General features: G+C 47.3%; 10 protein-coding genes and 1 pseudogene. 3 read left to right on the forward strand and 8 right to left on the reverse strand.

What is annotated here, in order from left to right; translation table 11 throughout:
* Positions 1 to 53 precede the first annotated feature (53 nt).
* The 6 genes from QUE23_RS01090 to QUE23_RS01115 are packed head-to-tail and all read right to left on the reverse strand — an operon-like array spanning position 54 to position 6,081.
* On the reverse strand, positions 54 to 1,286 hold the full coding sequence (locus QUE23_RS01090; protein WP_286348875.1) for a murein hydrolase activator EnvC family protein: 1,233 nt from the start codon (positions 1,284 to 1,286) through the stop codon (positions 54 to 56).
* Entirely contained in the window at positions 1,283 to 2,092 is an 810-nt protein-coding gene (locus QUE23_RS01095) for a cell division FtsX domain-containing protein (protein WP_286348876.1), read from the reverse strand. The genes QUE23_RS01090 and QUE23_RS01095 overlap by 4 nt, the downstream gene beginning before the upstream one ends.
* Positions 2,079 to 2,750 (reverse strand): cell division ATP-binding protein FtsE, encoded by a 672-nt coding sequence (locus QUE23_RS01100; RefSeq protein WP_286348877.1) that lies wholly within the window; start codon positions 2,748 to 2,750, stop codon positions 2,079 to 2,081. The genes QUE23_RS01095 and QUE23_RS01100 overlap by 14 nt, the downstream gene beginning before the upstream one ends.
* Positions 2,743 to 3,909 carry a tRNA (guanosine(46)-N7)-methyltransferase TrmB gene (trmB, locus tag QUE23_RS01105; RefSeq protein WP_286348878.1) on the reverse strand — a complete coding sequence of 389 codons (1,167 nt, stop codon included), beginning with the start codon at positions 3,907 to 3,909 and terminating at the stop codon, positions 2,743 to 2,745. Before trmB ends, QUE23_RS01100 begins: the two co-directional genes overlap by 8 nt.
* Positions 3,909 to 5,159, reverse strand: coding sequence for a fibronectin type III domain-containing protein (locus tag QUE23_RS01110; RefSeq protein ID WP_286348879.1), 1,251 nt, complete (start codon positions 5,157 to 5,159; stop codon positions 3,909 to 3,911). The genes trmB and QUE23_RS01110 overlap by 1 nt, the downstream gene beginning before the upstream one ends.
* Entirely contained in the window at positions 5,107 to 6,081 is a 975-nt protein-coding gene (locus QUE23_RS01115) for an RluA family pseudouridine synthase (protein WP_286348880.1), read from the reverse strand. The genes QUE23_RS01110 and QUE23_RS01115 overlap by 53 nt, the downstream gene beginning before the upstream one ends.
* A gap of 83 nt (positions 6,082 to 6,164) precedes the next feature.
* Between QUE23_RS01115 and feoB the strand changes: the two are divergent.
* The 3 genes and pseudogenes from feoB to QUE23_RS01130 all read left to right on the forward strand — a co-directional run bounded on the left by feoB (position 6,165) and on the right by QUE23_RS01130 (position 9,775).
* A pseudogene (gene feoB, locus QUE23_RS01120) lies at positions 6,165 to 8,038 on the forward strand (ferrous iron transport protein B).
* 96 nt (positions 8,039 to 8,134) lie between these two features.
* Complete coding sequence (locus tag QUE23_RS01125) at positions 8,135 to 8,629, forward strand: ferritin (RefSeq protein ID WP_104741643.1); 495 nt, start codon at positions 8,135 to 8,137, stop codon at positions 8,627 to 8,629.
* A 141-nt stretch (positions 8,630 to 8,770) separates the two neighbouring features.
* A complete protein-coding gene (locus tag QUE23_RS01130; RefSeq protein ID WP_286348881.1) occupies positions 8,771 to 9,775 on the forward strand; it encodes a formamidase in 1,005 nt (334 codons plus the stop codon).
* Here QUE23_RS01130 and QUE23_RS01135 read toward each other — a convergent pair.
* Together QUE23_RS01135 and QUE23_RS01140 are read right to left on the reverse strand one after the other, a co-directional pair.
* Positions 9,742 to 10,866 (reverse strand): aminotransferase class I/II-fold pyridoxal phosphate-dependent enzyme, encoded by a 1,125-nt coding sequence (locus QUE23_RS01135; protein WP_286348882.1) that lies wholly within the window; start codon positions 10,864 to 10,866, stop codon positions 9,742 to 9,744. The genes QUE23_RS01130 and QUE23_RS01135 overlap by 34 nt on opposite strands.
* Positions 10,867 to 12,180 carry a methyl-accepting chemotaxis protein gene (locus QUE23_RS01140; protein ID WP_286348883.1) on the reverse strand — a complete coding sequence of 438 codons (1,314 nt, stop codon included), beginning with the start codon at positions 12,178 to 12,180 and terminating at the stop codon, positions 10,867 to 10,869. It lies immediately after the preceding gene.
* Positions 12,181 to 12,234: the final 54 nt, after the last annotated feature.

The raw sequence follows: 12,234 nt of genomic DNA on the forward strand, positions 1-12,234 counted from the left end.
CACTCCTTTACCCCTAAATCGGCATAGCTCTGTTTTTCTTTATGTTTTAGGGGTCATTGGGTGCGGGCAATGATCTCCAAAGGGTTGATGTGTTTGTCTTTTAGAGTCACTTCAAAGCTTAGGCGTTGGTCGATGCGCCCGATCACATAGCCCTTTTGCACCCGCAAGCCATGCCTAATTGTGGGGGCAATTTTGTCTAGCTGGGAGTAAATGGTGTGCATGCCATCCTTATGCTCAATGATGATGACCTTTTTTAAAATCGGCACTTCTTTAGCATACACCACCCGCCCATCAAAAATGCTACGCACCACGGCGTTGGGCTTGGTGGATACCAAAGTTACCGACTCGTTGAAAACCTTGAGCTTATACACGGGGTCAAAATAAGGTCCAAATTTTTGTGCGATTCTATAGCTGGCTAAAGGGGCGATGGTCTTTGGTCCATTGTAGGCGACAGTCGTGATGTCCCTATAAGAGCTTGCCACTTGGCGCACCTCTAAGGGGGCTTGTAAGCCTGTGGTGGTGTGAGTTTCCTCTCTTTGAGGATGTCTTTGACGCTCTAGTTCCTTTTGCTTGACAATGTTTAGAGACGCTAAAAGTTGGTCTAACCCCTTGCGTTCCTTGTCTAAATTTTCTAGCTTTTTATTGTAAAGGGCGAGTTCCTCTTGCATTTTGGCGATCAACTTCTGTTGGGTGGCGACCATGTTTTGCAAATTGCGCTTGCGGTCTTTTTGGGCGGTGATGGTCGCGCCCATCTGATCAATGTTTTTTGTGATTTGGGCAATGCGGGCGTTGATCTGTTCCTCTTGAGCGTTTAAGTTGGCAAGGCGTGCGCGCGAGTTGTGATTTAAATACTTAAAGGCAGTTTGGAGCATGATGTCCTCAGTCGTGGCTAAATCCTGTTTGTCTAGGATCATCACAAACAAGATGTCCTTTAAGAGAATGCTCGTTACCGAGTCTTGGATTCTACTGCGACTCTTTTGCAGATTCTCCAAAAATAGGCGGTTTTCCTCTAGAGATTTTTCTTGGGCAAGGTTTTGGGCTTGGTTCTTGTCAATGTCCCTTTGGATGCCCTGTATTTGTCTAGAGAGCTCTTGGCTTTGGCGGTACTTTTGGTTAATGGCGTTGCCCAAGAGATTTAAGTGGTTGCTGATTTTGCTCTTTTCTAGGGCTGTGGCCTTGAGCCTATCTTGGTTCAAACTAATATTTTTGTCAATATCTGCGACCGATTGGCTGTTTAACACCCCCAAAGCCAAACAACACCCTAAAAGCATTGCTCTTTTTTTCATGCCACTCTCCTTTGGATAACAACGATCCACACGCAGACCAAGGACACCACAACCGAAGTGAGTAAAAAGATCAAGGTGTCCTCTTGCCACACAAACAAGCGGCCATTGATCTCTAACACTTGGGCGATGGTTTGGAAGCGATCTTGCAAAGACAAATACAAACTCCCCACAAACACCGCTACACTGGCAATCACCGAGTCGATCAAGGCAAGCCTAAACAAAAAGCCATTTTTGATCCGCATGGGCGCGCCTAAAAGGTCCATGATTTCAATGCGTTTGGCGTATTGCAAATGCCACACACTGATTTGTTTAACAAGCAAGAGAATGGAGAGCACGCCCACAATAGACGCAAAAATGAGGGTATTCTTTTTCAGTAAGAGCAATAAGCGGTATTCCTGATCGTGGGTTTTGCTAAAGACCTCCACCTTCTCCACGCCCGGGATTTTTAAGAGCCTTTGGTTGATTTGGTGCAACTGTTCTAAAGTGGGGAATAAGGATAACTTGAGCGAATAGAAAAAGGGGAGATTTTTCTTAAGATTGGCGATGCTAGCCGCGCTCAAATTCTGCTTTAGCCGCTCTAAGAGCGCATCGGGGCTGATCAGGTTTAAGGATGCGCTGTTGGGGATGTTTTGGCGGATGAATTGTAAAGAGAGTTTTTGGTGGCTCACGATGGTGATGGCGTAATTCTTATACAGCTTTTCCTCACGGATATGCACCGCCCGCTGGATAAATAAAATGCTCTCTAGGCTAAACAAAAGGGCGATTAGGGGCAACAAAAAAGCTAAATGCTCCTTAAGTGTACTCATGCACCTCTCCATCCTTGATATAAAGCTTGCGATAAGGGATGTTGAAATTGCTAGGGATTCTGTGCGTCACGACCACGATGGTGATGTCTAATTGTTTGTTTGCCCCTTTTAGCAAACTCCAGATCATGTCGCTGGAGTAATCGTCCAAATTGCCCGTGGGCTCATCGGCTAAAATCAAAAAGGGTTTATGGGCGATCGCTCTAGCCATAGCCACCCGTTGCTGCTCACCCCCGCTCAACTCCAAAGGGTAGCGGTTAGATTTATAGAGCAAGTCCACATGGGCTAAGAGTTTTTCGGCCTGAATGTTGCACTCCTCTTTTTTGTAGCCATTGATGATCATGGGCAACTTGATATTTTGCTCCACCGTCCATTCTTCAATGAGTTTATAGTCCTGAAACACCACCCCGATGTTGCGCCTAAGCTCATTGATGAAACTCTTAGAAGCCCGATTGACACTGATGTTACACACCTCTAAATCCCCCCCCAAGATGGGTAAATCTCCATACAAAGAGCGCAAAAGCGTGCTTTTCCCACTCCCGCTCGCTCCCGAGATAAAAACAAAGTCTTTCTGCTCAATTTTAAAATGCGCCCCCTTAATCACCCACTCGTCTTTTTTGTAGCCCAAGGACAAATCCCGCGCAAAAATGATGCTACCCACCAAAGACCTCCTGTTGTAAAAGGGCGCACAACGCTTCGTGGGCGTGGCGTTGCGCTTTCGTGTTGAAGGGCGCACCCCCCACATACTCCAAGCCCCCACCCTTGCGATCCCAACTAAGGATTTTATTTAAGGGGGAGCGCACATCGCCCAAACTCACTGCGAGTAACCATAAGTCCTTATATTCTAACACATCTTGGATGTTTAAAAAATAATCCTCCCCCATTTTGGACTTTTCTTGCCATAAACTAGAAGCTTTGACTCCCTTGTACTTGATGTTTTGGGTGGTTGGCAGTAGTAGAGGTAACTTTGGGCGGTGGCTAGATGTGGCAGATTTTAGGCGCAAGTCGTAAATGTCTTTTGCTTGGCGCACCCAACGCGCCTCGTATTTACTGACGACTCCCTCTTGTGGAGCGTTCTTAGCGATTGTGGCTTGACAAGTGGATAGATTTAAGGCTAATTCTAGACTGTCCTTAAAATACTCTAAACTATCCGTTCTTAGCCAAATCTCTCCCTGTGAGCGCAATACAGAAAGCATGTTCTCTAAAGTTTGGGGGGTGAAAATGCGCCGATTGGGGTGCTTTGGCCATGGCACGGGAAAGTGGATGTCTAATCTCTCACAATTTGGGGGTAAAACCTCTAAAAGTGTGCGTGCATCGGCGTGGGCGATGTAAAGATTTTTTAGCCCTAAGAGCTCAATTTGGCGCAAGACTTGCTCTATGGAGGGGGTATGCACCTCCAAACCGATATAGAGATTCTTAGGGTTTGCCTGTGCCTTTTGGAGCAAAAACCGCCCCGAGCCAAAGCCAATTTCAAGATAAAAACTCTCAAAGTTAAAATGGTTAAAGGCCACCAAAAACGCCCTGCTGGGGCAATGGCTTAAGGCTAAATTGCCCTTGATTTCTTTGCCATAGTGGCTTAAAATCTCTAGGGCATGTTGCAAAATCCCCACAGGGATCGGGCGGGTGGACTTCTCCCCCTTGCATAAAATCCGCCCTTGTTGCTCTATTTTTAGCAAACAAAAATCGCTTAAATGGTGTTTCACCCGAATTAGGCTGACTTTTGAATCTCTTAGGCTCTGTGCCTCGTAGCAAAAGCTAAAGCCCTCTTGCTCAAAAGGCATGGGAGGTAGGTGCAACTCTTGGGCGTAAAAATGGGGCATTAGCGGTCTAGGCGCAGTTCTACTTCTTTGCTTGGGCGTGACTCTAGCCCTGCTGAGTCGATGCTCACGACTTGGTAGCGGTATTTTTGCCCATTTGCCATGTGCTTGTCGATGAATTGGGTGGTGGTTAAATTGCCAAAGCGCAGGGGGCTAGAATTAGAATTGCCATCAAAGCGGTAAACCGCATAAGATTTGACCCGCCCATCGCCTATGCCTTGCCACTCAATGATCGCTCGTCCATCCTCAATTGTGCCTTTAGTGATCACCGGCGTGGCGGGGCGAGGTAAGGTCATGCCCTTAGCCGCCTCGCTAGGCAAGACCCCCTCTAAACCGCTGCGATCCACTGCCACAACCTTATAAAATCGGCTCACCCCATCCATGTCCACCTCATCGGTGTAGTGGGGTTCTTTGGTTTCAGCGATGTTTTTAAAATGCCCGTCTATGCTGTTTGTGGCGTAGACTTTGTAACCCGCAATATCACTTTGGTTTGATGGTGTCCACGACAGCTCCACCTTGCGGGTTAAGTTCGTGCTGGCTTGCAAATTAATAAGGGGCAGGGGTAGAGGCTTGGTTTGCCCCTCCACCACAGCACTAGGCAGAGACTTTGCCCCATCAAAGTTCTCGGCAATCACGCGGTAGCGTTGTTTTGATCCATTGGGTAAATTCTTGTCAAAATACTCCACATACAAGCGGTTTTTCACCACCCCGATGTTAGAAAACTTGCCATCAGCGTTCTCCCTTTGCACGATGTAGCGGGCGATGCTGGGGTTGGGGTGTGGACTCCAAAAAATCTTGATCTCTTGGGGACTGGCTTGGCTGGCAAAGACCTTTTCAACGGGGTTAATGTAGGAAGTGTGTACGGGGATAGCCGCCGACATTTGTGAAATCCCGCCATTCTTGCCAATAGTGGCGATTTCGTAGGTGTAATCGGTTTGGGGAGTCAGCCCATCGTCGTAGTAGTGCGTGGCTAGGGGGTTTTTAATGGTAGCCACCCGCCGATAGGTTTGGTCTTTTTGCATGCGATAAATCGCAAAGCCATCGATAAGCCCCGGATTATCCACTGCTTGCCACTCAAAGCCTACAGACTCCACATCGTTGATCGTCCTAATGCCCTGCACTACGGGTAAACTCGCATTGATCGCTTCTTGTTGCTGGTTGAAAGACAGGGTGTCATTTTTTTGGGTGTGGGCGCAACTGCTAAAAATCAGCCCCGAACAAATCAAAAATATAACGTTCTTGTAAAAACCCATCCCACGAAACCTCTTGAAAATTAGTTTGTAAATATTCTAGCATATCAGGCAAAATTTGGGCTTTAAAAAACAAGCTTTGCCCCGTACTAGGGTGCGTGCAATAAAGCAAATAAGCGTGGAGTAAAATCCGTCCGCTGTAAGGCTCAATCTGCCGCCCATACAAGGGGTCGCCTAAAATGTGTTTTCCGACACTCTCCAAATGCGCCCGAATTTGGTGTGTGCGCCCGCTATAAAGCTTGACAGCAATGAGTTGTTGCCCTTTGGGATTGGTGGCTAGGGGCATAAATGCGCTTTTAGACCACTTGCCCCCCTTAACATCTTGGCGCAGAGCATTTAAGTTTGTCATCTTTAGGCGGTTGTTGGGGTGGCGGCCTAAGCGGCACTCCACTTTTGTGGGCGTATTTAAGGGGGTGCTTAAAATGGCTAGGTAGTAGCGTCCCATTTCTCGGTTCTTAAGTTGCTCGGCGAACTTAGCGTGAGCGTGGTTGGTTTTGGCAATGACGATCGCCCCGCTCGTGTCCTTGTCTAGGCGGTGCACGATCCCACAGCGCAACTCCCCGCTAAGGCTAGACAAGCGATAGCCCTTTGCCTTTAAGTGATCCAATAAGGTTAGCCCACACACGCCACTAGCCGGGTGCACCACCAAGTTGGGCGGTTTATTGAGCACCAACATGTCCGCATCTTCGTAAATCACCTCAAAATCTAAAGGCGCATAAGCGGGTAATTCTGCTGCCCTTAAAGGGGTAAAAACCACCAAATCCCCCGCCTTAAGCTTGACTCCCCCCTTGCCGCAAGGCCTAGAGTTCACCCGCACACACCCCGCCTTGATGCACTGCAAGGCTTGGTTGGTTGCCACACCTAAATACGTAGCCAAAAAGTGATCTAAACGCCCCGCCTCTGTTACGCTAAATCGCTGCTCCATAATGTCCTTTCGCTGAACCTCTAATTTTAGCAAAACTTTAGATACAATTTAGGTTTTCATTTTCACAGTCATTAAGGCAATCCATGCAAACAATCATTGTCGCCCTTGTGGGGCAACCCAATGTGGGTAAAAGTTCACTGATCAATGCCCTGAGCGGCGCGCATTTAAAGGTCGGTAATTTTGCGGGGGTTACCGTAGAAAAAACCCAAGTGCAAACCACTTACAAAGACGCTCAAATCACCATCATCGACCTACCTGGCATTTATGCCCTCAATGGCTTCACCCTAGAAGAAAAGCTCACAAGAGAGTTTTTAGACACCGAGCACTACGACCTCATCTTAAATGTCCTGGATTGCACGAATTTAGAGCGCAATTTGGCCCTAAGCACCCAACTACTCAAACTCCCCCATAAAACCCTGCTTGCCTTGAATATGTTTGACGAAGCCCAACAAGAAGGACTAGAGATAAACACCTACACCCTATCTAACAAACTAAACGCCCCCTGCATCCCCACCTCCGCCTACAAGCGCACCAACATCACCGCTCTGCTCGATGCCATCATTGACCTGCACAACGCCCCCTGCCCACCAAGAGTGCCAACCCCTCAAACCTAAAGCCCACCCAAGCCGACTTACAATTTTGTAGACAGCTTGCCAAAGAAGTGAGTAAACAAACCAAGCCCACCCCCACCCGCAAGCTCGACCGCCTCTTTTTGCACGAATACTATGGCTTGCCTATTTTCTTAGGCTTGATGTTTCTTGTCTTCACCCTAAGCTTTCTTGTGGGCGGGCTCGGGCAGGACTTAGTGGATAATTTCTTTGCCTTTTTAAGCCAAAGTTTAAAAGAGCACATTACTAACCCCCAAATCGCTTCCATGCTCAGCGATGGTGTGGTGGCGGGGGTGGGAGCAGTGCTCTCCTTCTTGCCCCTCATCGTCATTTTGTATCTAGGCATCGGGCTTTTGGAGGGCACGGGATACATGAGTCGTGTCGCCTTTTTGCTCGATGGGATTTTGCATAAGTTTGGCCTGCATGGCAAGAGTTTTATCCCCCTTGTTACGGGCTTTGGCTGCTCTGTGCCCGCTTACATGGCAACCCGCACTTTGCAAAACCAACACGAAAGGTTGATCACTTTATTTGTCATCGGCTTTATGAGTTGCAGCGCGAGACTACCCATTTATGTCCTCTTTGTCGGCTCCTTCTTCCCCCAAAAATACGCGAGCGTTGTGCTCTTTGCCATTTATATTTTGGGGGCTGTGGTGGCTCTACTAATGGCAAAACTCTTAAATTTGAGCGTCTTTAGGGGCAAGCAGGAGTCCTTTGTCATGGAAATGCCAAAATACCGCCTGCCAAGCCTAAAGGTGCTTTACTTTGGCATTTACACCAAAAGCCTCTCCTACATCAAAAAGGCGGGGACCTATATTTTAGGCGGATCGCTCTTAATTTGGTTTGCCTCGCAATACCCTAAGCCCGACCTAGCCCCTTATGCAACCCAAAGAGTGCAAATCCAAGCAAGCCATATCAGCCCTCAAGCCAAAGAGCAAGCCCTGCAAGCGTTGCAAGACAAGCTAGACAAGGAGAATTTGGAGTATAGCTTCGTGGGGCGCATTGGGCGGGGCATCGATGGGGTGTTTAAGCCTATGGATTTTGATTGGCGTTTAAGCGTGTCCTTGGTTGCAGGCTTTATGGCTAAGGAAGTGGTGGTTTCGACCTTAGCGGTGCTGTATGCAGGGGAGAAAGATCCCAAACTTGCCCTGAGGCAAAGTGTGAGTCTGCCCTCGGCTATCGCTTTCATCGTGTTTATCGTGTTTTACATCCCCTGTTTTGCAGCGACCATCACCTTTGGTAAGGAAGCGGGTGGCTTTAAATTCGTGGTGTATCTCTTTGTTTTCACCACAGCGGTGGCGTATGTGTTCTCGTTAATCGCCTATGGGCTCACTAGATTTATTATTTCTTAAAATACTATATATTTTGAGAAATTATGGGCTAAAAACCTTGACTTTATTTTCTCATTTAGGCTATAATAATGATACAAACTAACAAAAGGAGTTTTTATGTTGCCTCAAGAAACTGTAAAATTACTCAACGGACAAGTGATGGATGAGTTCTACTCAGCCAACCTTTACATGAGCATGAGCTCTTGGTGCTACACCCATGGCTTTGATGGCTCTGGCTTGTTCTTATTCGACCACGCCAGCGATGAGTATGCGCATGCCACAAAAATCATCACCTACTTGAACGAAAACGAAGTGGGTGTGCGCTTAAAGGAAGTTAAGGCCCCCGAACATGAGTTTAAAAGCTTGGTGGAAATCTTTGAGAAGGCCTACAAACACGAGCAACACATCACCCACTCCATCAACAACTTAGTGGATCACATGCTCGCCCACAAAGACTATGCCACTTTCAACTTCTTGCAATGGTATGTCGCCGAGCAACACGAAGAAGAGGTCTTGTTTAAGAACATTTTAGACAAAATTAAACTCATGGGTGAAAGTGGGCATGGCCTATACCTTGCCGACCAGTACATCCGCAACATCGCCAAGAAGTAACACCACTTGTAAAGGGAGGCACTGCCTCCCTTTACACTCCAATCCTCCCCTTTTTTACATTTACCCAGCGTTAAATATCCAGTCCTAGCATACCCCCGTGTTGCAAAACACAATAAAGTAACAACAGCAAAAGGAGCATTCATGGGAAGCATCGGTAGTATGGGTAAACCCATTGAAGGGTTTTTGGTCGCTGCCATCCAATTTCCAGTCCCCGTTGTCAACAGCCGCAAGGACATTGACCACAACATTGAAAGCATTATTAAAACTTTACATGCTACGAAAGCGGGCTATCCGGGCGTAGAGCTCGTCATTTTCCCCGAATACAGCACGCAAGGGCTAAACACCGCTAAATGGCTCACTGAAGAATTTTTGCTCGATGTGCCGGGCAAAGAAACCGAGATGTATGCCAAAGCGTGCAAAGAAGCCAAAGTCTATGGGGTCTTCTCCATTATGGAGCGTAATCCTGATTCGAACAAAAACCCCTATAATACCGCTATCATCATCAATCCCCAGGGCGAAATCATCTTAAAATACCGCAAACTCTTCCCTTGGAATCCCATTGAGCCCTGGTATCCTGGAGATTTAGGCATGCCCGTGTGCGATGGTCCTGGTGGTTCTAAGCTTGCCGTGTGTATCTGCCACGATGGCATGATCCCTGAGCTCGCGAGAGAAGCCGCCTATAAAGGGTGCAATGTCTATATCCGCATCTCTGGCTACAGCACGCAGGTCAACGACCAATGGATTCTCACCAACCGCTCCAATGCATGGCACAACTTGATGTATACCGTGAGCGTGAATCTCGCCGGCTATGACAATGTCTTTTACTACTTCGGCGAAGGGCAAATCTGTAACTTTGATGGCACCACTCTCGTGCAAGGGCATCGCAACCCTTGGGAGATCGTTACCGGCGAAATCTATCCCAAAATGGCAGACAACGCCCGCCTAAGTTGGGGTCTAGAAAACAACATTTACAACCTCGGCCACCGCGGTTATGTGGCTAAACCCGGTGGTGAGAGCGATGCAGGACTCACCTACATCAAGGATCTAGCCGCAGGCAAATACAAATTGCCCTGGGAAGATCACATGAAAATCAAAGACGGCTCCATTTACGGCTATCCCACCACCGGCGGGCGGTTCGGTAAATAAAACCCTTGCAAGCACCCGCACAGGCTTTTTAAAAGCCCTAGGGTGTTTGTAGGTTGGATGTTTAAACCCACGCGCAATAGGGATCTCTTTACCGTGGGGGGGCGGATCGCTCCACAAATGAACCCCTCTTTTAATAGCTCCTCTTGAGTTGTTAACAGGTCTTTGATGTTGTCAAAGGGCAGGGTTAAAATACTGCTCTTGGTGTGCCAGCCAAAGCCCGCCACACAAGCACGCATTTGTGCCAGTAACTCCACAAAGGGGCTTGGGTCTTGATAAATCTCTTGAATGTTGATGAGGCTTAAAGCAGTGTCGAGCACGGACAAGCTTGTCGTGTAAATGATGCTTTTAGCGCGGTTGCATAAAAAATCGATGATTTCCCCACTTGCTCCGATGAACGCCCCATAACTCCCATAAGCTTTAGAAAAAGTGCCTAAAATGATGGTTTTGTCTGTGGGCTTTAGATTGTAATGATCTAAAACCCCCTTTAAATTTGCCCCGATACTGCCTAAGCTGTGGGCTTCGTCTAAAATTAAATAGGCGTTGTGCTCTCTAGCACATTCTAAAATCTCTAGAGGTGGGATAGTGCCATCCATTGAATAAACCCCCTCAATGGCGATGATCGCCCGCCCTTTGGGTTGATGCTGTTCTAATTTGGCTTGTAAGTCTTGGCCATCGTTGTGGTTAAAGAAAATCGTGTTGGGGGATTTTTTGGCGATGAATTGTCCGCTGGCATGGTAGTGCGTATCTATAAACAGCAGGTCGTTTTTACGCACCAGTGCCTCGATCAAAGCCACATTGCCCAAAAACCCACTCCCCACTAAAACGCATGCCTCAAAATCCAGCAAGGCGCATAAATCATTTTCCAGCGCGCGGTGCAAAGAGTGATAACCATTGACAAGCATGGATGCTTTAGGGGCGTGGGTGGGCTGGGTTTGCAGCATCTCAAAGGCTTTTTGCAATAAGTCTTTACGTCTCCCTAAGCCTAAATAGTCATTCGAGGCAAAGTCGGCTAGATCTGCGGGGTAAAGGCGGCGCTCTCTGTATAAACGCGCCTTTTTTAAGGCATTGAGTTCAAAAAAATAGCTAGGCAATTATTGCTGCTGCTGGCTTCTGATCTCATTAATATTTTTCTGCAACTCTTCTTGTTTTTCCTTTAACATTTTGTCAATGGTGTCGCAGACATTCTTAGAGTGTTGCTCTATAGAGTCGATGGATTTTTCAATCACTTCTTCTGTGATGCTGGTGCGGTCTTTAAGCATGTTAACTAGACTATTGGCCTCATCGTGTAGGCTGTTGTGGAAGGGTTCTAAAGAGCGGTAGCTGGGCGTGTTGCTGAAGTGTTCCTTACCATTGCCTTCATAATACCACTTACCTAGGCGACAATTATGCCCGTCCACGATTTTAAAGTTATGGGGCGCGTCAAAGATCACACCGTATAAATTCGCCTTATATGCGACATGGTCGGTTTTAGCCAAGCCACAGAACACAAGGTTATTGACATTTTCAATGGAGTATTCGGCTGCGTTGGCACCGATTAAGTTAGTTCGGGCGATGCTCTTAATGTCATCCACATCGTTTTTAATCACTTCAGCCGTGGTGTTGGTGTCGTGGGTGTTGGTTTGGATGTCGCTGGCCTCTTGTTGCATGGATTTGACCACCACGGCGATCTCTTTAGTCGCCTTTTGGGTTTTTTCGGCAAGTTTGCGCACTTCATCGGCCACCACGGCAAAGCCGCGCCCGTGTTCGCCCGCCCGTGCCGCCTCAATGGCCGCATTCAGGGCGAGTAAGTTGGTTTGCTCAGCAATGTCATCGATGAGAGAAATCACTTGCGTGATCTCACTGCTGCGCTGGTTGAGAGAATCGGCTAAAGAAGTGGCGTTTTGCATTTTTTCATACAAGCTGTTGATGTTGTTGCTGGTCTGTGTGAGTTTGTCGATCATCGTTTTGGCATGTTGGCCCCCAGTAGAAGCTGCCCTAAAGAGTTCATCGGTCCCCTTAAAAATGTCTTGCATGTTAGATTGCAAGCTCTCTAGCCCTTCACGCATGCCCGTGTAATAAAGACTAAAAATAGGGTTCTTGCCGCACTCTGCGAGCAAGTCTATGGTCTCTGTGATGGAATGGTAGAGAGTGTCATCGATGCGTTTACTTTTGGTTTTATACAGGCGGTTATTCAGGCTAAAATCCTGGTTAGGGTTACTCAAATCGCTGGTTTTAGTGTCGATCCCCGTCAGGTCCACAACATCGCCGTTTTTAAACACAATCTTGTGATCTTTCACCCCGATGAAGCCCATATGGCTACACAAATCCACGAGTTGCTGGTAAAAATCCAACTTCTTTTCTAAGGTTTTGATCTCCGCGTCTTTAAGTTCCAATTTCTTTGCCAAGTCCTTATTGCCAAAAAACACACCACATCCTTTCAAACAAGAATTTTTGATTATACCCTAATTTTAATCTTATGC

It is taken from the genome of Helicobacter felistomachi, from assembly GCF_030296895.1.
GTDB classification, from domain to species: Bacteria; Campylobacterota; Campylobacteria; order Campylobacterales; family Helicobacteraceae; genus Helicobacter; species Helicobacter felistomachi.